19 protein-coding genes are annotated in these 19,467 nt (G+C 72.2%); 4 read left to right on the forward strand and 15 right to left on the reverse strand.

Going from position 1 to position 19,467, the window contains the following annotated elements:
- Nucleotides 1-19 precede the first annotated feature (19 nt).
- From FB157_RS03415 to mshD, 7 genes are all read right to left on the reverse strand, one after another.
- Nucleotides 20-1,135 (reverse strand): CHAD domain-containing protein, encoded by a 1,116-nt coding sequence (locus FB157_RS03415; protein ID WP_145875823.1) that lies wholly within the window; start codon nucleotides 1,133-1,135, stop codon nucleotides 20-22.
- The gene (locus FB157_RS03420) at nucleotides 1,116-3,470 is read right to left on the reverse strand and encodes an RNA degradosome polyphosphate kinase (RefSeq protein ID WP_145875824.1); all 2,355 of its coding nucleotides are present in this window, start codon (nucleotides 3,468-3,470) and stop codon (nucleotides 1,116-1,118) included. Before FB157_RS03420 ends, FB157_RS03415 begins: the two co-directional genes overlap by 20 nt.
- Nucleotides 3,471-3,712: 242 nt before the next feature.
- Nucleotides 3,713-4,570, reverse strand: coding sequence for a hypothetical protein (locus tag FB157_RS03425; protein WP_145875826.1), 858 nt, complete (start codon nucleotides 4,568-4,570; stop codon nucleotides 3,713-3,715).
- Nucleotides 4,567-5,580 carry an ABC transporter permease gene (locus tag FB157_RS03430; protein ID WP_145875828.1) on the reverse strand — a complete coding sequence of 338 codons (1,014 nt, stop codon included), beginning with the start codon at nucleotides 5,578-5,580 and terminating at the stop codon, nucleotides 4,567-4,569. The genes FB157_RS03425 and FB157_RS03430 overlap by 4 nt, the downstream gene beginning before the upstream one ends.
- Nucleotides 5,577-6,473, reverse strand: coding sequence for an ABC transporter ATP-binding protein (locus FB157_RS03435; protein ID WP_145875829.1), 897 nt, complete (start codon nucleotides 6,471-6,473; stop codon nucleotides 5,577-5,579). Before FB157_RS03435 ends, FB157_RS03430 begins: the two co-directional genes overlap by 4 nt.
- Nucleotides 6,470-6,856 carry a GntR family transcriptional regulator gene (locus FB157_RS03440; protein ID WP_145875831.1) on the reverse strand — a complete coding sequence of 129 codons (387 nt, stop codon included), beginning with the start codon at nucleotides 6,854-6,856 and terminating at the stop codon, nucleotides 6,470-6,472. The genes FB157_RS03435 and FB157_RS03440 overlap by 4 nt, the downstream gene beginning before the upstream one ends.
- A 92-nt stretch (nucleotides 6,857-6,948) precedes the next feature.
- The gene (mshD, locus tag FB157_RS03445; protein WP_145875833.1) at nucleotides 6,949-7,875 is read right to left on the reverse strand and encodes a mycothiol synthase; all 927 of its coding nucleotides are present in this window, start codon (nucleotides 7,873-7,875) and stop codon (nucleotides 6,949-6,951) included.
- 168 nt (nucleotides 7,876-8,043) lie between these two features.
- On the opposite strand from mshD, the gene FB157_RS03450 reads away from it, so the two are divergent.
- Nucleotides 8,044-9,837 (forward strand): bifunctional UDP-sugar hydrolase/5'-nucleotidase, encoded by a 1,794-nt coding sequence (locus tag FB157_RS03450; RefSeq protein ID WP_145875836.1) that lies wholly within the window; start codon nucleotides 8,044-8,046, stop codon nucleotides 9,835-9,837.
- 49 nt (nucleotides 9,838-9,886) lie between these two features.
- Here the strand turns inward: FB157_RS03450 and FB157_RS03455 are convergent, their stop codons facing one another.
- From FB157_RS03455 to FB157_RS03490, 8 genes are all read right to left on the reverse strand, one after another.
- A complete protein-coding gene (locus FB157_RS03455; RefSeq protein ID WP_145875838.1) occupies nucleotides 9,887-10,609 on the reverse strand; it encodes a hypothetical protein in 723 nt (240 codons plus the stop codon).
- A gap of 201 nt (nucleotides 10,610-10,810) precedes the next feature.
- Nucleotides 10,811-10,999, reverse strand: coding sequence for a hypothetical protein (locus tag FB157_RS47105; protein ID WP_186581326.1), 189 nt, complete (start codon nucleotides 10,997-10,999; stop codon nucleotides 10,811-10,813).
- A 96-nt stretch (nucleotides 11,000-11,095) separates the two neighbouring features.
- Complete coding sequence (locus tag FB157_RS03465) at nucleotides 11,096-12,580, reverse strand: cell wall metabolism sensor histidine kinase WalK (RefSeq protein WP_145875840.1); 1,485 nt, start codon at nucleotides 12,578-12,580, stop codon at nucleotides 11,096-11,098.
- Nucleotides 12,577-13,311 (reverse strand): response regulator transcription factor, encoded by a 735-nt coding sequence (locus FB157_RS03470; RefSeq protein ID WP_145875841.1) that lies wholly within the window; start codon nucleotides 13,309-13,311, stop codon nucleotides 12,577-12,579. The genes FB157_RS03465 and FB157_RS03470 overlap by 4 nt, the downstream gene beginning before the upstream one ends.
- Before the next feature lie 87 nt (nucleotides 13,312-13,398).
- A complete protein-coding gene (locus FB157_RS03475; protein ID WP_145875844.1) occupies nucleotides 13,399-13,638 on the reverse strand; it encodes a hypothetical protein in 240 nt (79 codons plus the stop codon).
- A gap of 28 nt (nucleotides 13,639-13,666) precedes the next feature.
- Nucleotides 13,667-14,680, reverse strand: a complete 1,014-nt coding sequence (locus FB157_RS03480; protein ID WP_145875846.1) for a S1C family serine protease — start codon at nucleotides 14,678-14,680, stop codon at nucleotides 13,667-13,669.
- 131 nt (nucleotides 14,681-14,811) lie between these two features.
- Nucleotides 14,812-15,834: a LacI family DNA-binding transcriptional regulator gene (locus FB157_RS03485; protein WP_145875848.1), complete on the reverse strand. Its 1,023-nt coding sequence runs from the start codon at nucleotides 15,832-15,834 to the stop codon at nucleotides 14,812-14,814.
- 97 nt (nucleotides 15,835-15,931) lie between these two features.
- On the reverse strand, nucleotides 15,932-16,711 hold the full coding sequence (locus FB157_RS03490) for a response regulator transcription factor (RefSeq protein ID WP_145875850.1): 780 nt from the start codon (nucleotides 16,709-16,711) through the stop codon (nucleotides 15,932-15,934).
- 181 nt (nucleotides 16,712-16,892) lie between these two features.
- On the opposite strand from FB157_RS03490, the gene FB157_RS03495 reads away from it, so the two are divergent.
- The 3 genes from FB157_RS03495 to FB157_RS03505 are packed head-to-tail and all read left to right on the forward strand — an operon-like array spanning nucleotide 16,893 to nucleotide 19,325.
- On the forward strand, nucleotides 16,893-17,765 hold the full coding sequence (locus FB157_RS03495; protein WP_145875852.1) for an alpha/beta hydrolase: 873 nt from the start codon (nucleotides 16,893-16,895) through the stop codon (nucleotides 17,763-17,765).
- 59 nt (nucleotides 17,766-17,824) lie between these two features.
- Nucleotides 17,825-18,079, forward strand: a complete 255-nt coding sequence (locus FB157_RS03500) for a MoaD/ThiS family protein (RefSeq protein WP_145875854.1) — start codon at nucleotides 17,825-17,827, stop codon at nucleotides 18,077-18,079.
- Between the two features lie 4 nt (nucleotides 18,080-18,083).
- A complete protein-coding gene (locus FB157_RS03505; RefSeq protein WP_145875856.1) occupies nucleotides 18,084-19,325 on the forward strand; it encodes a hypothetical protein in 1,242 nt (413 codons plus the stop codon).
- Nucleotides 19,326-19,467: the final 142 nt, after the last annotated feature.

The following is a 19,467-nucleotide window of genomic DNA, read 5'->3' on the forward strand; positions in this document are numbered from 1 at the left end:
ACCGTCTCCTCCGGAGGGTTCAGGGTGCGTTGACCGTCTGCTTCTGCCACGCCTGCTGGAAGGCGAACCGGGCCGCCTCGACCTCGTGCCGCTGGTCGGCGTGGAGCACGCCGAGCGCGTACGCGGTCGCCGGTGCGATGCGGGGCGTACGGGCCGCCTGCGCGGCCGCGGCCGCCGCCTCCGAGGCGTCCCGGTGCCGGTTCAGGGCCTGGCCCGCCGCCAGCAGACGTACGTCCACGGGGATGCTGCCTCCGCACAGCACCTCGACGGCGTAGCGGTGCAGGCGCAGCAGCAGGCGGACCTGGTGCCAGGGGCCGTCCTGGGGGTGCGGGGACGGGTCCGGGGACAGGCCGTGGACGAGGGCCTCCGCGTTGTAGGGGTGGCCTGCGGTGAGCAGGGGGAGGGCGGCGACGGCGTCCGAGAGGCGTTCCTCGGCGGCGGCCGCGAGGGGGCGCAGCCCGGTGGTGGGGGCGGCCGGGGTGAGGGGGACCTCGCTGGCGAGTACGGCGACCTTGTCGGCGACGGCGTGGAAGCGGCTCGATCCCAGGGCCTGGAGGGCCGTGGAGTGGGCGCGGGTCCGGGCCAGGGTCAGCTGGCGGTCCAGCAGGGCGCCCGCCTTTGCCGCGCCGACCGTGAGGTTGCCGCGTTCCACGGTGGGCGCCGGGCGGGCCGGACCACCGGCGTTGGACGGCGCCGTCACCCGTGCCGCCCCGCCGGCTCGACCGCCCGCAGCCACGTCGACGGCGCCCACCGACGTCACCTGCGCGGGCAGCGCCGTGGAGCCGGACAATCGCTGCAGCGCCTGCAACAGCCGTTCCAGCCGGGACTCGTAGGCGTGTTCAAGGCCCAACGTGCCGGACAGCCAGGCCAGTTCGGGGCGCATCTCCTCCGACCAGCCGGCGTCGAGGAGAGGGCGGAACGTGTGCAGGCTGCCGCTGATGCGGCGGGCCGAGCGGCGCAGCGCCCGGGCCGCGTCGACGGACTCCTCCGCGCCGCCTGCCGCGCCCCCGTTCTCCCGCTGCAGGCGCAGCGCGCGGAGGAACTCCGTCGCCTGGGCGCGCAGATAGCCCGCCAGGGCGTCCCCCGTCACCTCCGTGGCGGTGGGGTCCGTCGGGTCAAGGTGTTGCTGTGCCACGCCGGCGCCTCCGGGCGTCTATGAGCATCTCCTGAACGTTGCGCAGGGGCTGTCCGTCCGCGTCGGTCGCGTGCCGGGTCCACTCGCCGTCGGGGCCGAGGTGCCAGGAGGCGGTGGTGTCGGACATGCCGGTGTCGAGCAGCCGGTTGAGGGCTGCCCGGTGGCCGGGGTCGGTGACCCGGACCAGGGCCTCTATCCGGCGGTCGAGGTTGCGGTGCATCATGTCGGCGCTGCCGATCCACACCTCGGGCTCGCCGCCGTTGCCGAAGGCGAACACCCGGGAGTGTTCGAGGAACCGGCCGAGGATCGAGCGGACCCGGACGTTCTCCGACAGACCCGCGACGCCGGGGCGGACGGCACAGATGCCACGCACCCAGATGTCGACCGGCACGCCCGCCTGGGACGCCCGGTAGCAGGCGTCGATGAGCGCCTCGTCGACTATCGAGTTGACCTTTATGCGGACGAAGGCCGGACGGCCCGCCCGGTGGTGCTGGACCTCCTTGTCGATCCGCGAGATCAGGCCGTCCCGCAGGGACTTGGGGGCGACCAGCAGCCGGCGGTACGTCTCGCGGCGGGAGTAGCCGGAGAGACGGTTGAAGAGGTCGGAGAGGTCCGCGCCGACCTGCGGGTCGGCGGTGAGCAGGCCGAGGTCCTCGTACAGGCGTGCCGTCTTCGGGTGGTAGTTGCCCGTGCCGACATGGCTGTAGCGCCGCAGTGTCTCGCCCTCCTGGCGGACCACCAGGGACAGCTTGCAGTGGGTCTTCAGACCGACCAGGCCGTACACGACGTGGCAGCCGGCCTCCTCCAGCCGCTTCGCCCACTTGATGTTGGCGTGCTCGTCGAAGCGGGCCTTGATCTCGACCAGGACCAGGACCTGCTTGCCGGCCTCGGCGGCGTCGATGAGCGCGTTGACTATCGGGGAGTCGCCGGAGGTCCGGTAGAGGGTCTGCTTGATCGCGAGGACGTCCGGGTCCTCGGCCGCCTGCTCGACGAAGGCCTGCACGGACGTCGAGAAGGAGTCGTACGGGTGGTGCAGCAGGACGTCCCGGCTGCGCAGGGCCGCGAAGATGTCGGGCGCGGACGCCGACTCGACCTCGGCGAGGTCACGGTGGGTGCCCGCGATGAACTTCGGGTACTTCAGCTCGGGACGGTCGATGCCGGCGATGCGGAAGAGACCGGTGAGGTCCAGGGGACCCGGCAGCGGGTACACCTCGGCCTCGCTGATCTTCAGCTCGCGCACCAGCAGGTCCAGCACCTCGCGGTCGATGGACTCCTCGACCTCCAGGCGCACCGGCGGCCCGAAGCGGCGCCGCATGAGCTCCTTCTCCAGGGCCTGGAGCAGGTTCTCGGCGTCGTCCTCCTCGACCTCCAGGTCCTCGTTCCTGGTCAGCCGGAAGGCGTGGTGCTCCACCACCTCCATGCCCGGGAACAGCTCCTCAAGGTGCGCGGCGATGACGTCCTCCAGCGGGACGTACCGGCCGGGCGCGGCCTCCAGGAAGCGGGACAGCAGCGGCGGCACCTTCACCCGGGCGAAGTGCTTGTGGCCGCTGACCGGGTTGCGTACGACGACGGCCAGGTTCAGGGAGAGGCCGGAGATGTACGGGAACGGGTGCGCGGGGTCCACGGCCAGCGGGGTGAGGACCGGGAAGATCTGGTGCCGGAAGAGCGTGAAGAGGCGCGCCTGCTCCTTCTCGGTCAGCTCGTTCCAGCGGACCAGGTGGATGCCCTCCTCCGCGAGCGCGGGGGCGACGTCCTCGTGGTAACAGGCGGCGTGCCGGGCCATCAGCTCGCGGGAGCGGGCCCAGATCATCTCCAGGACCTCGCGCGGCTGCAGTCCGGAGGCCGAACGGGTGGCGACGCCCGTCGCGATCCGGCGCTTCAGACCGGCCACCCGGACCATGAAGAACTCGTCCAGGTTGCTGGCGAAGATCGCGAGGAAGTTGGCGCGCTCCAGCAGGGGTGTGTTCGGGTCCTCGGCCAGCTCCAGGACGCGCTCGTTGAACGCGAGCCAGCTGCGCTCCCGGTCGAGGAAACGCCCCTGCGGCAGAGGTGCCCCCTCACCCGGTGCCTCCTCGTACGCGTCGAGGTCCGCATCGATGTCGGGCTCGAGGTCGGATACGTTCGCCGCCACGGTGTGTGGCCGGTGCGCGGCGATGGAGCCCACGGAGGGCTGGACGTGCTGGACCTCTGCCTGGGTGTCTTGCTGACTCATGAACCCATTCTTCCGCGCCAGGGGCGAGACAGGCGCGTCGGAACGTGCGGGAGGGAGCTTCACGGTCCCGTTTCCCGCGAGCCCCTCGGGGGGCGGCGAAGGCTCTGGCACGGCGGGGTTCATTGACTGAGCGTCGCAAGACCGTCTGAATCGATGGTTACGGAGACATGACGTGCGGGATATCGGGGGGCGGCTCGAAGGGGTCCGCGGTGGGCAGATGATGATCCGGTGGGCATGAGATCGACGTTTTGCCGGCGAGAACGACGGTCCCGTGCCGGCGAGAACGACGGTCCCGTACGTCACTCCCCCCGTGGAAGGGACGTACGGGACCGAAGGGGCGTACGGAGCCCCGGTTCGTCCCGGTGTCAGGCCGCCCGGCGGCGCAGTACCGCGTACGCGGCGGCGGTGGTCAGCGCCGCCGCGGTCAGGACGATGCCGGTCTCCACCCACTGGAGTGCCCAGAAGTGGGACGCGGGGTGGTAGACGGTGAAATAGCCGTCGGCGTTCCGTCCCCAGTTCACGCGCCAGACGTTGTAGGCCAGGTCCGGCTCGCTCGGCGAGGTGCGGGTGACCGCCGGCCACAGGTCGGCGCGGTAGCGGGTGAGCAGGAAGTTGAGCAGCCACATCGCGGCGAAGGCGGCGCCGAGCGCGGCCAGGGTGCGGCGCAGCAGCAGCGCGGCGAGCGCGCCGACGGCGAGGGCGCACAGGCCGTACGCCACCGTGAGCGGGCCGCGGGCCACGATGATGTCGCTCTGGTACCAGGTGGTGATGGGGATCAGGTCCTCGTTGGCCGACCAGCTCCAGCGGAACGCGAGGACCAGGGTCAGTCCCCCGGCGGCGACGGCAACGGCCGACAGGGCCAGTTTGGCGGTCAGCCAGCGCACCGGGGTGACGCCCTGCGTCCAGGCCAGCCGCGCCGTACCGGACTCCAGTTCGCGGCCGACGAGCGCGCCGCCCGCGAAGGCGGCGACGGCGAGGAAGGTGTAGCAGATGAGGGTGCCGATCCAGCCGACCGTGTTGCCGTAGTCGAAGCTGTCGAAGGCGTCGATGCACACGTCCGCGTGGGCGCAGGCCCGCTCGGCCCTGCGGGTGGCGGGCGCGGTGACCTCGTTGAGGTACACCAGCCAGCCGATCAGGCCGGCGACGACGGCGGCCCAGGCCAGCAGGGCGGTGCGGTGCAGCCGCAGCACGGTGCGGGGCAGGCCCTGGACGGCGGCGCTCATGCGGCGGCCTCCGGGGCGAGCCGGAGTGCGCCGGTGAGGCGGCGGAGCGCGAGGAACGCGGCCACCGTGAACAGTCCGGCGAGGGCCAGGACCAGGGCGCTGGTGGTCAGCTGGAGCGGCCAGTAGTGCGTGTCGGGGTGGTAGGTGTAGTAGAAGCCGACGCCACCCCGCTTCTCGAAGAGCCTCCGGCAGCCCTCCCACGTGTTCGCGTGGCAGCGGGGCTCGGGGATGTGGCCTCCGGTGCGCGTGACCAGGCCCTGGTCGACGCCCAGGCCGCCGGAGGAGTCGCCGAAGGCGTGCCCGAAGCCCGTCACGCGGGTGACGGTCGGCCACAGGTACGGCATGACCCACTGGGCGAGCCCCCACAGGCCCGCGACGGCGACGACGGCGGTGGCCAGCGCGGGCAGGGCGCGGCGCAGGACAAGGCCCGCCAGGGCGCCCACGGTCAGGGCGGCCAGCGCCAGGGCGACGATGGTGGGGCCGTTGGTCTGGAAGGTCCACACGTCCCACTGGCTCTTGACCGTGTCGACGCGGCCGCGAGCGGCCACCCACGCCCGGTCGTGCAGGAACGCCAGCAGGCCCGTCCCCGCGGTGACCGCGGCGGCCGGCAGCGCCAGCCTGGTCGCCAGCCAGCGGGCCGGGGTGACGCCCTGGGCCCAGGCCAGCTGCGCAGTGCCGGACTCCAGCTCGCGGCCGGTGAGGGCGGCGCCCGCCCAGGCCGCGACCAGGAGCGGCAGCGCGGCGAGGGAGAACGTGAGGTAGTTGTACACGTCCTTGTAGCGCAGGATCGCGTCCTGGTCGTAGGCGCACTTCTCGGACCAGTGGCAGGCCTTGTACTGCCGCCAGCCGTCCGCCGCCGCGTCGGTGAGCGGTCCCCCGAGCCACAGCAGCAGGGCGGCGCCGAGGACGGCCAGGCCTGCCCAGACGAGCAGCTCCGGCCGGTGCAGGCGCAGGACCCAGCGGGCGAGGTGCGGGCGGCGGACGGCCGCCGGTGTCGTCGCGGCGGTCACGCGGCACTCTCCTGGGTGACGGCCGGTGCGGCGCCGAGCGCGGGCGCCCCGGGGTTGCGCAGGTGGGCGAGGACCAGTTCCTCCAGCGAGGGCGTCGAGGTGCGCAGGTCGCCGGGGAGCGGTCCGGCCGGGCGGACCAGCGCGGTCAGCTGGCGGCCGGTGACCCGGGACTCGACCACGGTGTGCCCGCTCAGATCGGTGGACTCGGCGGCCCCGCTGACCCTCAGGTGGGCGGCGAGCAGGTCGTCGATCTCGCCGGCGAGGCGGATGCGGCCGCCGCCGACCAGCAGCAGGTGGTCGCAGGAGTCCTCCAGCTCGGCCACCACGTGCGAGGACATGACAATGGTGGTGCCGTGCTGCGCGGCCTCGGCCATCAGGGTGCCCATCAGCTCGTGCCGGGCCAGCGGGTCGAGATCGGCCATCGGCTCGTCCAGCAGCAGCAGTTCGGGCCGCTTGCCGAGCGCGAGGGCGAGCGCGACGCGGGTGCGCTGCCCGCCGGACAGGGATCGTATGCGGGACCTCGGGTTCAGGTCGCCGTCGGTCACGATCTGCTCGGCGGTGGCCGCGTCCCAGCGCTCGGGGTTGAGGTCGGCGCCCATCCGCAGCGTCTCGGCGACGGTGAGCTGCGGGTACAGCGGCTTGTCCTGGGCGACGAAGCCGACCCGGGCGCGGGCCCCGGCGGGCGTGCTGCCCAGTACCGTCAGCCGGCCCTCGGTGGGCGGGAGCAGTCCGGCGGCGAGGGCGAGCAGCGTCGACTTGCCGGCGCCGTTGGGTCCGACGAGGGCGCACACCCGCCCGGCGGGCAGCCGGAACGCGAACTCGCGCAGCGCCCAGCCTCCCCTGCGCCCGAAGCGCTTGCCGAGGCCGGTGGCCTCGAGAGCCGTGTCGCTCATGAACGTTCTCCCTGGAAGTGCGTGTCGAGTACGGCGGTGAAGAGGGCCGCCACGTCGTCCCGGTCCAGCCCCGCCTCGACGGCCCGCGCCGCCCACCCCTCCAGCTCCGCCCGCAGGGGGGAGTCGGCCGGGGCGGCGCCCAGGGACCGTCGGACGAAGGTGCCGAGCCCGCGCCGCGCCTCGACCAGACCCTCCCGCTCCAGCTCGCGGTAGGCCTTGAGGACGGTGTTGGGGTTGATGGCGGTGGCCTCGACGACCTCGCGGGCCGTCGGCAGCCGGTCGCCGGGCTGCAGCAGGCCCAGGCGGAGGGCCTGTTTGGTCTGCTGGACGATCTGGACGTAGGTGGCGACACCGCTGTGCCGGTCGATGCGGAATTCGACCACGCGCTGAACCACCCTTTCACTAATTGAGTAGTGAAAGGGTGATGCAAGAGAGGGGCGGCCGTCAAGACGGCCGCCCCTCGTGTGGGGTCATGTCACGTTTCTGCGCGGTACATCAGGTCGGTCTCGTGCGTGCCGAACCCCAGCCGCTCGTACACCGACACCGCGGCCTTGTTGTCCGCGTCGACGTACAGCATCGCCGTCGGCAGTCCCTGGGCGGCCAGATGGCGCAGGCCGATCGTGGTCAGGGCCTTGCCGAGGCCGCCGCCCTGCTCGCCCGGGCGGACCCCGAGCACGTACACCTCGCCGAGCCCCTCCTCGGCGTGCACCTTGGTCCAGTGGAAGCCGACCAGCTCCCCGGCCCGCTCGGCGAGGAAGAACCCGGCCGGGTCGAACCACGGTTCGGCCTTGCGGTCGTCCAGGTCGCGCTGGGTCAGCGAGCCCTGCTCCGGGTGGTGCGCGAAGGCGGCCGCGTTGACGGCGAGCCAGGCCGCGTCGTCCTTGCCGGACTCGAAGGCGCGCACGCTCACGCCCGGCGGCAGCACCGGATCGGGCAGTTCCAGATCGGTCAACGACCGCCGCATCTGCCGCAGTTCGCGGAAGAGGGTCAGTCCGAGCACCTGGGCGAGATGCCGGGCGGCGGAGTGCCCGCCGTGCGCCCACACCCGCAGCCGCTTGCCCGAGGCGGCGAGCAGGGCCGAGCCCAGCGCCCGCCCGTGCCCGTGCCCGCGATGCGCGGGGTGGACGACCAGTTCGGCGGCCGGTGCCTCGACCGGGTCGGTGTCCTCCAGCTGGGCGTAGCCGACGAGTTCGTCCCCGACGGTCAGCAGCAGATGCGACACTCCGGGGCGGGCGCCCCCGCGCAGCTGCAACCGCCCCTGCTCGGACACGGGCTGCTGTCCGTCGACACGGGCGGCCTCGGAGAGCAGCCCGAGCACGGCCTCGGCCCGGTCCGGGTCGAGTGCGGAGAAGGTCTCGATGGAGCGGGAGGGGAAGGGCCGTACGGCGTCGTCGCTGCTCATGCGTACGAGGGTACGGGGCGGGCGGGCCGAAGTGCCGACAGCGAAGCACGTAAAGGAATCACCAAAGGGAAACCAGGACGTAACCACGAACCCCCTGTCGCGCTACGCGCGTTGACCCTAGGCTGCGCCGGAACGGCCACTCGCCACAGCCGACCCACAGGGGGCCCCATGCCAGCCGCGCCCCGGCGCACCAGACGTCGTACCTACGCCTTCCTCGGCGCGACCGCGGCTCTCGCCACGGCCGCCGCCCTGGCCGCCGCGCTGCCCGCGCAGGCCCACGGTGGCAGGGGTCATCACCCGCTGCCGAGCCGCTACCAGGACGTTCAGCTCCTGTCCTTCAACGACCTGCACGGCAACCTCGAACCCCCGTCGGGCTCCTCCGGCCGGGTCACCGAACTCCAGCCGGACGGTACGACGAAGACGGTCGACGCGGGGGGCGTCGAGTACCTCGCCACGCACCTGCGCAAGGCCCGCCAGGGGCACCCGTACTCCATCACCGCGGCCGGCGGCGACATGGTCGGTGCCTCCCCGTTGCTGTCCGGTCTCTTCCACGACGAGCCCACCGTCGAGGCCCTCAACAAGCTGGACCTGGACGTCACCTCGGTCGGCAACCACGAGTTCGACGAGGGCGCACGGGAACTGGCCCGCCTGCAGAACGGCGGCTGCCACCCCACGGACGGCTGTTACAACGACGAGGAGTTCGAGGGCGCGGACTTCCCGTACCTGGCCGCGAACGTCCAGGACGAGAAGACCGGCAAGCCGATCCTGAAGCCGTACTGGGTCTGGAAGAAGAAGGACGTACGGATCGGCTTCATCGGCGTCACGCTCGAGGGCACCCCGGACATCGTCTCCGCCGACGGCGTCAAGGGGCTCGCCTTCAAGGACGAGGTCGAGACGATCAACAAGTACGCCAAGGTGCTGCAGCGCCAGGGCGTCCAGTCGATCGTGGCCCTGATCCACGAGGGCGGCTTCCCGGCCTCGGGCGCGTACAACTACGACTGTGACTCCGCGGGTGCGGGCTCGGGCATCTCGGGCCCGATCGTCGACATCGCGAAGAACGTGACCCCGGCGGTCGACGCCCTGGTCACCGGCCACACCCACCAGGCCTACGTCTGCACGGTCCCTGACCCGTCGGGCAAGCCCCGCACGGTCACCTCGGCGGCCTCCTTCGGCCGTCTGTACACCGACACCACGCTGACGTACGACCGCTTCACCGGCGACATCGCGCGTACGGCCGTGAAGTCCGCGAACCACGTGGTCACCCGGGACGTCCCGAAGGCCCCGGACATGACGGACCTGATCTCCCGCTGGAACACCCTGGCGGCCCCCATCGGCAACCGCGCCATCGGCTACATCTCGGCCGACATCAACAACACCGGCACCGAGTCCCCGATGGGCGACCTGATCGCCGACGCGCAGCTCGCCCACGGCCGGGAGCTGGACCCGAGGACCAGCCTCGCCCTGATGAACCCGGGCGGCGTGCGGGCGGGTCTGACCTACCAGGCCAAGGGCGCCGAGGGCGACGGGGTCGTCACCTACGCCGAGGGCTTCACCGTCCAGCCCTTCGCCAACACCGTGAACCTCCAGGACTTCACCGGCGCCCAGCTGATCCAGGTGCTCAAGGAGCAGGTGAGCGGGGCGAACGCGGCGGTCCCGAAGATCCTGCAGCCGTCGGCGGGTCTGACGTACACGCTGGACATGACGAAGACCGGCGCCGACCGCGTGGTCACCGGCTCCATCCGGCTGAACGGCGCGCCGGTCGACCCGGCGGCCACCTACCGCGTCGCCACCAACAGCTTCCTGGCGGGCGGCGGCGACGGCTTCCCGACCCTCGGTCAGGGCACCGACGACCTGGTGGGCGGGGACGACCTGGCCGCGCTGGAGAAGTACCTGACGGCGCACTCGTCGGCCGGCTCGCCCCTCGCGCCTCCGGCCGCGGACCGGATCACCGTCGTGCAGTAAAACCTGTGCGAATGGCACCGCGGTTCCGGAACAGCCCTGAGAATTTCTCTCAGGGCTGTTGCTGCGCCTCGGGGACCTGGGACTCCCAGCGCCAGTTCAGCAGTGCGGCGAGCACCGCGAACGTGCCCAGCGGAAGCCACAGGAACAGCAGGAACGTGGGCGGGTGGTCCGTGGTGAACAGGAACGCCACCCACAGCAGGAAGCCGCAGAAAAGGGCGACCATGCCGCCGATGGACGCCCGCTCCCACGCCTTGCGGTGCCCGGCCCGCCGCCGGATCAGCGCCTCCACCTGCGGCCGTCGCTCCCAGCCGGCGCCGCGGTGCAGGGCTGCGGCCTCGCGCAGCGCGGCGACCTCGGCGGGCACGTCGTCCAGCTGCCAGTCGTCCAGATGCGGCAGCACGAACCGGCGGCCTTCGGTGTCGTACAGGTACGTGAGCCACTTGCGGGCGGACGCGGGGGCCTTCGGAATCGGCTCGGCCCGGATGTCGTAGATCTCGTGCCAGGCCCGGCCGCGCTCGGTCACCGCCCGCCGTGCGGTGATCCCCCGGGCCCCGACGAGTGTGCGGCCGCGCCGCAGGTACAGGCCCATCTTGACGAACAGCACGACGTACAGCACGGCGAACGACACCGGAACCCAAGAGGGCGTGCTGTGCTGCCGCGCCATATGGAAGACGCTGGTCAGACCCAGCACCCCCATGCCGAGGGCGAAGGAGCGCGGTGTCTTCCTCCGCTTGCGGTACTCGCGTTCGATCCCGCCGCCGTACGTGTCCACGCCCCGCCCGCCTTCGTGTGCCGCCTCAGGTCCGCTTCCGCCGGTCGAACCAGATCGTGGCCGCCGTCGGCACCAGCCCCGCCCAGAAGATGATCTGCGGCACGGCCCGGTCCGTCCATGGGATCTGCGTGAGAAGCAGGGCACAGAACATCGCCCAGGCGGCCTGGCCCAGGACGATGCGGGGCCAGCGGCGGCGGTTGATCAGGGAGCGGAGGTGGTAGCGGACTCCCCTGCGCAGCCGGCGGCAGCGCAGCAGGGCACCCAGAGGTCGAGTCCGGCGGCGGCGAGGCAGACGCACAGCCCGGCGAGCCAGCGCACTCCGCGCAGCAGCCGGTACGAGGCGTCGTCCAGGCCCTGCAGTTCGGCCGACTCCTGGAGGAAGCGGTCCATGGCCTCCCGGGTGACCTCCCCGCCGTTGGCCTGCGGCGGGCCGGGCGGTGGCGGACGCCTTCGGCCGGGTGCCGGCACCGGAAGAGGCCGCAGGTCTTACCGGGCGGCGGTTTCCGGCGGAGCCGTGGGCGCGCCCGGCAGCCGCACCGTCGCCACCGTGCCGCCGCCGTCCGCCCGGGCGAGGGTGACCTCGCCGCCGGCCTGCTGGACCGTGCGGGCCACGATGGACAGGCCCAGGCCCGAGCCCGGCAGGGCCCGCGCGCTCGGCGAGCGCCAGAACCGGTCGAAGACGTGCGGCAGTTCGTCGGCGGGGATGCCGGGGCCGTGGTCGCGGACGGTCAGGACGCCGTCGGTCAGCTGGACGTCGATCGCACCGCCGTCCGGGCTGAACTTCACCGCGTTGTCGAGGACGTTGACGATCGCCCGCTCCAGGGCGGAGGGCTCCGCGCGTACGAACCAGGGCTTCAGGTCCGCCGTGATCGTCAGCTCCGGTCCGCGCAGCCGGGCCCGGTGCAGGGCGGCCTCGACGGTGTCCTGGAAGGCGACGACCTGGACGCGTTCGCCGCGCTGGCCCTCCGAGCGGGACAGCTCCTGCAGGTCGCCGATCAGGGCGGCCAGCTCCGTCATCTGCGCCTTCACCGAGGCGAGGAGCGCCTTGCGGTCCTCCGGCGGGATCGGGCGGCCCGTCTCCTCGCTGCGGGTGAGCAGTTCGATGTTGGTGCGCAGGGAGGTGAGGGGGGTGCGCAGTTCATGGCCGGCGTCCGCGATGAGCTGCTGCTGCAGGTCGCGGGAGCCGGCCAGGGCGGTGGTCATCGAGTTGAAGGACCGGGAGAGCCGGGCGACCTCGTCCTCGCTGTCGTCCTCCACGGGGATGCGGACACTCAGGTCCTCGGTCCGTGCGACGTGCTCGACGGCCTCGGTGAGCTTGTCGACCGGCCGCAGTCCCGCACGGGCCACCGCGAGACCCGCCGCACCGGCCCCGACCACTCCGATGCCGGAGACGGCGAGGAGGATCAGGGCGAGGTCGTTGAGCGTGTTCTGGGTGTTCTTCAGCGGTATCGCGACCTGGAGAGCAGTGTCCGGAACCAGCGTCGGCGGAGAGCCCAGACCGCTGGTGACGGTCAGGGGCTGGGTCAGCACGCGTACGGCGTTGCCCTCGGCGTCGGTGCCGTTGCGCATGAGCAACTTCTGGTGCAGGAGGCCGTCGTGGGCGGCCGCGTCGGTGATGACGGTGATGTCGGAAGCGGTGGTCCGCACCCGGCCCGCGGAGTTCGCGAACACACAGGCGGTGCCGTCGCGCTTCATGAGCTGGTAGTAGCTGCTGTGGATGTGGAAGCCGCCGAGGTCGGACCCGCTCGGCTTCTGCGGGCACGACTCCAGCGTGGACATCGCGTCCCCCGGCCGCTGCGGCGAGGAGGCCTTCTGCAGGTCGCTGTCGACCTGGTCGTAGAGCTTGCGCTCCACGATGAACCAGCACGTGACCGAGACCGCGGCCACCGCGAACGCCACCGCCGACGCCACCAGCATCGCCAGTCGCGCCCGGATCGGCAGGGCCCGGTACCTGCGGACCAGCTTGTTCACTCCGCGCCGCCCTGACGAAGGACGTACCCCACGCCCCGGACCGTGTGCACGAGCCGCGGCTCGCCGTCGGCCTCCGTCTTGCGGCGCAGGTACATGACATAGACGTCCAGGGAGTTGGACGACGGCTCGAAGTCGAAGCCCCACACCGCCTTGAGGATCTGCTCGCGGGTGAGGACCTGGCGCGGGTGGGCCATGAACATCTCCAGCAGGGTGAACTCCGTGCGGGTCAGTCCGACCTGGCGGCCGCCCCGGGTGACCTCGCGCGTCGCGAGGTCCATGCGCAGGTCGGCGAAGGTCAGCGCCTCGTCCTCCTGGGCCTCGGCGGACACGGACGACGCATAGGTGCTGCGGCGCAGCAGGGCGCGGATGCGGGCGAAGAGTTCGTCCAGCTCGAAGGGCTTGACCAGGTAGTCGTCGGCCCCGGCGTCCAGGCCCGTCACCCGGTCGCCGACCGTGTCGCGGGCCGTGAGCATGAGGATCGGGGTCGTGTCGCCGGCGCCCCGGATGCGGCGGGCGGCGGTCAGGCCGTCCATGCGGGGCATCTGGATGTCCAGGACGACCAGGTCGGGCCGGTAGGCCTGGGCCTTGTCCAGCGCGTCCGCGCCGTCGACGGCGACCTGCGTGTCGTACCCCTCGAACGCGAGGCTGCGCTGGAGTGCCTCGCGGACGGCGGGCTCGTCGTCGACGATCAGGATGCGCTGGGGGTCACGGTCGCCTTCGGCGGGGCTCATCGCTCGCGTTCCTCGGGGTGCGGTGGGTCGTGGACGGGTGTCTCTCAGCCTCGCACGAGTCGGGGCCGCCGGGCAGGTGCGCCGGGCTCAGACGCCCAGCGTGCTCAGCTCGCTGATCGCGGTGAGGCGGCGCAGCGGCACCTTGTGGCGGTGCGGGCGGCCGGCCGAGGTGCGCAGGCCCATCAGCTGGGGGACGGGCGGTACCTCCGGGGCGCGCGGGGCCGGCGTGTGCGGGGCCGGCGTGTGCAGTGCGTGCGCGACCGAGAGGGCCAGGACGAGGTCGGCCGGACCGGTGCTGGCGGCCTGGTGGGAAACCTGCTTGATCATGACGTACTCCCTCGTGCCCCGCGGGGGCTCAGCTGGTGGAGCCCGCCCGCAGCTTGGCCAGGTCGGACTTGACGGTGTTGACGGGGATCGCGAAGCCCAGGCCGATGCTGCCCGCGTCCGAGGACGACGAGGACTGCGAACTCGACGAGTACATCGCGGAGTTGATGCCGATGATGTGGCCGCTCGCGTCGATCAGCGCGCCACCGGAGTTGCCGGGGTTCAGCGAGGCGTCCGTCTGGATCGCCTTGTAGGTGGTCGTGGACGAGCCGGTGTCGCCGTTGAACTGGCGGCCGCCGAACTGGAACGGCCACTGTCCGTCGCCGCCCTGGTTCTGGCCCTGGTTCTCGTCCGTGGAGACGGTCACGTCACGGGCGAGCGCGGAGACGATGCCGCTGGTGACGGTGCCGGTCAGGCCCTCGGGGGAGCCGATCGCCACGACCGAGTCGCCGACCTGGACGCCGGAGGAGTCGCCGAGCGAGGCGGCCTTCAGACCGGAGGCGCCCTTCAGCTTGATCAGGGCGAGGTCCTTGGAGCTGTCGGTGCCGACGATCTCGGCGGTGTAGCTCTCGCCGTCGCTGGTGCGCACCTTGACGGAGGTGGCGCCGGAGACGACGTGGTTGTTGGTGACGATCTCGCCGTCACCGGTGATGACCACGCCGGAGCCGGTGGACGAGCCGCTGCCCAGCGTCGCCTGGATCTCGACCACGCTCGGGCTGACCGCGGCGGCGATCGCGGCGACGTCGCCCTTCTTGCTGGAGGGGACCACCGTGGTGGTCGTACCGGTGGAGGCGACCGTGTCCTTGCCGGTCAGCTCCTGGAAGGCGTAGGCCGTGCCGCCGCCGACCGCGGCGGCGACGATCGCCACCGCCGCGAGCAGCCCCATCGGGCCTCGGGTGCGCTTGCGCCTCGGCGCGGGGCCGGGCTCGGGAGCCGGCATCGTGGCCGTCGGGGGCTCGTACGGCGGCGGGGGCGGCCATTCGGGGTTCACGGGAGCGGAGTAGCTGTGCTGCTGCGGGCTGTACGCGCCCTGGCTCTCGGTCATGACAAGAGGATGTCCCGCAACCATGAGAGCTTCCTGAGTGCTCCCTGAGAAGCCCGGCAGAACCTCGTTTGCCCGATATAAAGAGACCTCTCGTGCCTGGGCCGGGCTCTCATGAGCCCTTCATGAAGGGCTCAGGCGCAGCCGCAGCTCGTGCGGACCACCAGCCGGGACGGGAAGGTCTTCAGCCGCTCGCGCCGCGAGCCCGGCACCCTGAGCCCGTCGTCCAGGACCAGGTCCACCGCGGCCCGGGCCATCGCCGAGCGGTCCGAGGCGATCGTCGTCAGCGGCGGGTCGGCGAGTGCCGCCTCCTTGATGTCGTCGAACCCGGCCACCGCCAGCTCGCCGGGCACGTCGATGCGCAGCTCGCGGGCGGCCCGCAGCAGGCCGATCGCCTGGTCGTCGGTGGAGCAGAAGACCGCGGGCGGGCGGTTCGGACCGGACAGGACCTCCAGGGCCACGCGGTAGGCGTCGTAGCGGTTGTACGGCGCCTCGAACAGCCGGCCCTCGGTGGAGATGCCCGCCTCGGCCATGGCCCGCTTCCAGCCCTCGACGTGGTCGGAGACCGGGTCGCCCACGGCCGGTGTCTCGGCCATGCCGCCCATACAGGCGACGTACTCGTAGCCGTGCTCCAGCAGGTGCCGTACGGCGAGCTGGGCGCCGCCCAGGTCGTCGGTGACGACGGCGACGTCGTCGATGGCCTCCGGGCGCTCGTGCAGCAGCACCACCCGGGCGTCCCAGGCCTCGATCTCGGCGGCCGCGAGGTCGTTCAGCGCGTGGCTGACCAGGATCAGGCCCGACACCCGCATACCGAGGAACGCGCGCAGGTAGTGCACCTCGCGTTCGCCGATGTAATCGGTGTTGCCGACGAGCACCATCTTTCCGCGCTCGGACGCGGCCTGCTCGACCGCGTGCGCCATCTCGCCGAAGAAGGGCTGGCGGGCGTCCGGGATGATCAGGCCTATGAGGTCGGTGCGCCTGGACGCCATCGCCTGGGCGACCCGGTCGGGCCGGTACCCCAGCTCCTTGATCGCGGCGAGGACACGCTCGCGCGTGGCCGGGGCGACCGGCCGGGGTCCGTTGTTGATGACATAACTGACGACGGCGGTGGAGGTCCCAGCCAGCCGTGCCACATCATCCCGAGTCACCTTGGCCACGCGCGGAGTCTACGCGGATGGACCCGCTCTGGGCAGGGCGTATCGCATGCCGACTGTGCGGTAGCAATGCCCTGCACAAGCGGTTCCCGTGCCTCCGCTATGCGTCCGCGTGGACCTCGGAGCCGTCCAGGACGGCGGATGCGCCCGCATCTTCCGCCTTTGCCCGGTCCGCCTTGGCCTTCGAGTCGTCACCGGACCGGTCGCCTTTTTCAGGCGTAACGAATCGATAACCGACGTTCCGGACGGTCCCGATCAGCGACTCGTGCTCGGGGCCGAGCTTGGCGCGCAGCCGCCGTACGTGCACGTCGACGGTCCGGGTGCCACCGAAGTAGTCGTAGCCCCACACCTCCTGCAGCAGCTGGGCGCGGGTGAAGACCCGGCCCGGGTGCTGGGCGAGGTACTTGAGGAGTTCGAACTCCTTGAAGGTGAGGTCCAGGACCCGGCCCTTGAGCTTGGCCGAGTAGGTCGCCTCGTCCACGGACAGGTCGCCGTTGCGGATCTCCATCGGGGAGTCGTCGTTGACGATCTGCTGCCGGCCCATCGCGAGCCGGAGCCGGGCCTCGACCTCGGCCGGGCCCGCGGTGTCGAGCAGCACGTCGTCGATGCCCCAGTCGGCGGTGACGGCGGCCAGGCCGCCCTCGGTGACGACGAGGAGAAGGGGGCAGCCGGGGCCGGTCGAGCGCAGCAGCTGACAGAGGCTGCGCACCTGTGGCAGGTCGCGGCGGCCGTCGATGAGGATGACGTCGGCGCCCGGGGTGTCGACCAGGGCGGGGCCCTCGGCCGGGGCGACCCGCACGTTGTGCAGGAGCAGACCGAGCGCGGGCAGCACCTCCGTCGACGGCTGGAGGGCGTTGGTCAGGAGCAGCAGAGAACTCATACGTCTGGTTCCTCCTCGGTCCCTGCGAGGACGTGTGCGGTACGGCACTGCGTCTGCGATCCCGAAGGCCCGTACACCCACGGTCACCTGAGGTTTCCCGCTTCGTATACAACGCTTCCGAAAGCACAAAAGGACCCGGGGGCTACGCTGCCCGAGTCCTCTGCCCAGCAGAATAGCCCACATGAGCAACCGTCCGGCAGGTCATACGGCACGTTCCACCGATCGTCCGAATCCCGAGACAGGCACACGGGGCTCTAACAGGACGTTTCTGCACACGGCCGACGGAGTTCCGGTCGATTCCGTATACAACCCGGCCGCGGTCGTATACGAAGCGGCGCCCGACACCTCATGTCCACCCTCCCGCGACCTGGTGTTCGTGATCGCCCACGGCTTCACCGGGGACGTGGACCGGCCGCATGTACGAAGGGTGGCGGGCGTGCTCGCCCGTTACGGCGCCGTCGTCACCTTCTCCTTCCGGGGCCACGGCGCCTCGGGCGGCCGGTCCACGGTCGGCGACAAGGAGGTGCTGGACCTGGCCGCCGCGGTGGAGTGGGCGCGCGGCCACGGGCACGCGCGCCTGGTGACCGTCGGCTTCTCCATGGGCGGCTCGGTGGTGCTGCGGCACGCGGCCCTGTACCCGGGCGCGGCCGACGCGGTGGTCTCGGTCAGTGCCCCCGCGCGCTGGTACTACCGGGGCACCGCCCCCATGCGCCGGCTGCACTGGCTGGTCACCCGCCCCGAGGGCCGCCTGGTCGGCCGCTACGGCCTGCGCACCCGCATCCACCACCGCGAGTGGGACCCGGTCCCGCTCTCCCCGGTGCAGGCGGTCCCGCGGATCGCGCCCACCCCGCTGCTCATCGTGCACGGCGACCGCGACGGCTACTTCCCGCTCGACCACCCCCGGATGCTCGCCGAGGCCGCCGGGGACCACGCCGAACTCTGGCTGGAGCCCGGCATGGGCCACGCCGAGCACGCGACGGGCGAGGCCCTGCTGGCCCGGATCGGCGACTGGGCCGTCGGGCACGCGCGTTCCGGCGCCGCCGGGGTGCCTTAGCCTGACACCGTCCGTCCCCAGTCTCTTGTCAGTTCTCCTGCCGTCGAGTGAGGAACCAGATGCCCAAGGTCACGGTCCGCTACTGGGCCGCTGCCAAGGCCGCGGCCCAGGTCGCCGAGGAGCCGTACGACGCGGCCACCCTCGCCGACGCGCTCGCCGCGGTGCGTGAGCAACACCCCGGTGAACTCACGCGCGTCCTGCAGCGATGCTCCTTCATCGTCGACGGTCACCCCGTGGGAACCCGCGCACATGAGACGGTACGGCTGGCCGAGGGCGGCACGGTCGAGGTGCTCCCGCCGTTCGCAGGAGGATGAGGCGTTGAGCGACCAGCCGTATCAGGGCGGGCCGTACGAGGGGTACGAGGGTTACGACCCGTACGGACAGCACCAGAACCAGAACCAGCAGCACCAGGCGGCTGCGCAGGCCTGGCCCGGGCAGCAGCCCCAGGCCGGGTACGACCAGTACGGCAACGGGCAGTACGGCGACGGGCAGGGCCAGTACGCCGACGCGTACCCGCACACGGGGTACGACCCGCAGGACACCCAGCAGTGGCAGGGCCAGACCTGGGAGACGCAGACGCACGGACACGTGCACGCGGCGGAGACGGCGTACCTGCCGGCGCAGGAGCCGCTCGCCTCGCAGGCACCGGCCGCCGAGCCCCGGCAGTACCAGCAGCAGCCCGCGCAGCAGCAGTACCAGCAGCAGCCCGCGCAGCAGCAGCAGCCCACGCCCACGCCCACGCCTGGGCCCGAGGCCGAGGCGGATCCCGCCTACGGCCCCGCCACCCTCGCCGGGAACTCCCGCATCACCGACGCGCAGCGGGCCCGTCTGGAGGGCCGCTCCCCGGTCATCGAGCCCGGTATGCAGCCGGCGCTGCTCACCGCCGGGCTCGGCCTGCTCCTGGCCGCGACGGCCCCCGTCGCCCCGTACGCCCTCGTCGTACCGCTGGTGCTGCTTCAGGCCGTGACGGCGGCGGGCTGGTTCCGGCTGAACGGCATGTGGCCCGCCCGCCAGGGCATCGCGCTGGCCTTCCTGGGCGCGCTCACCGCGGACGTGGCGGTCCTGGCCGCGGGCCGCGAGAACGCGCCGGCGGCGATCCTCGGCCCCCTCGGCCTCTGGGTCCTGCTGTCCCTGGTCCTCCAGCTGCGCTCGCACGCCTCGCCGGACGAGCGGATGTACGGCCTGATGGCGACCGTCGCCTCCTCGTCCCTCGCGGTCCTGGCGACGGGTTATCTCGCTGCCGACCCGCACGCGGTCTCGGTGGGCGCGGCGTCGGTCGCCGTGGCGATCCTGGCCCGCGCGCTGCCGCTGCCGACCCCGGCGTCCGTCGTGGTCTCGGTGCTGGCCGCAGCCGGCGCGGGCATCGCGGTGGGCGGTATGACGGGCCTCGGCGCGAAGGGCTCCGCCCTGGGAGCGGCGGCCGCGGTCTGCGCCCTGATCGGCCACAGGGTCGCCGGCTACGACTACCCGTCCCGCTTCGTCCACTTCACGGCGGGCGTGGCGCTTCCCCTGTCGGCGGCGGCGCCGGTGGTGTGGGTGCTGGGGCGCGCCCTGGGCTAGGCGCCGTTGGGTGTGGGAACCGTCGCCCGGCCGCGAGTGCGTGGGGGTTGCTCGCGCAGTTCCCCGCGCCCCTCAAGGTCGGTCAGCGCAAGCTACCTGAGGGGCGCGGGGAAGTGCGCGACCAGCCACAACGCACCCGTAC

The organism is Streptomyces sp. BK340 (assembly GCF_007827595.1).
Taxonomy (GTDB): Bacteria; Actinomycetota; Actinomycetes; order Streptomycetales; family Streptomycetaceae; genus Streptomyces.

Excerpts from the sequence above, each read along its gene's own strand:
- FB157_RS03420 (WP_145875824.1), bottom strand. The coding sequence starts at position 3,470 with ATGAACCCCGCCGTGCCAGAGCCTTCGCCGCCCCCCGAGGGGCTCGCG.
- FB157_RS03425 (WP_145875826.1), bottom strand. The coding sequence starts at position 4,570 with ATGAGCGCCGCCGTCCAGGGCCTGCCCCGCACCGTGCTGCGGCTGCAC.
- FB157_RS03435 (WP_145875829.1), bottom strand. The coding sequence starts at position 6,473 with ATGAGCGACACGGCTCTCGAGGCCACCGGCCTCGGCAAGCGCTTCGGG.
- mshD (WP_145875833.1), bottom strand. The coding sequence starts at position 7,875 with ATGAGCAGCGACGACGCCGTACGGCCCTTCCCCTCCCGCTCCATCGAG.
- FB157_RS03450 (WP_145875836.1), top strand. The coding sequence starts at position 8,044 with ATGCCAGCCGCGCCCCGGCGCACCAGACGTCGTACCTACGCCTTCCTC.
- FB157_RS47105 (WP_186581326.1), bottom strand. The coding sequence starts at position 10,999 with ATGGACCGCTTCCTCCAGGAGTCGGCCGAACTGCAGGGCCTGGACGAC.
- FB157_RS03470 (WP_145875841.1), bottom strand. The coding sequence starts at position 13,311 with ATGAGCCCCGCCGAAGGCGACCGTGACCCCCAGCGCATCCTGATCGTC.
- FB157_RS03475 (WP_145875844.1), bottom strand. The coding sequence starts at position 13,638 with ATGATCAAGCAGGTTTCCCACCAGGCCGCCAGCACCGGTCCGGCCGAC.
- FB157_RS03480 (WP_145875846.1), bottom strand. The coding sequence starts at position 14,680 with ATGACCGAGAGCCAGGGCGCGTACAGCCCGCAGCAGCACAGCTACTCC.
- FB157_RS03490 (WP_145875850.1), bottom strand. The coding sequence starts at position 16,711 with ATGAGTTCTCTGCTGCTCCTGACCAACGCCCTCCAGCCGTCGACGGAG.
- FB157_RS03495 (WP_145875852.1), top strand. The coding sequence starts at position 16,893 with ATGAGCAACCGTCCGGCAGGTCATACGGCACGTTCCACCGATCGTCCG.
- FB157_RS03500 (WP_145875854.1), top strand. The coding sequence starts at position 17,825 with ATGCCCAAGGTCACGGTCCGCTACTGGGCCGCTGCCAAGGCCGCGGCC.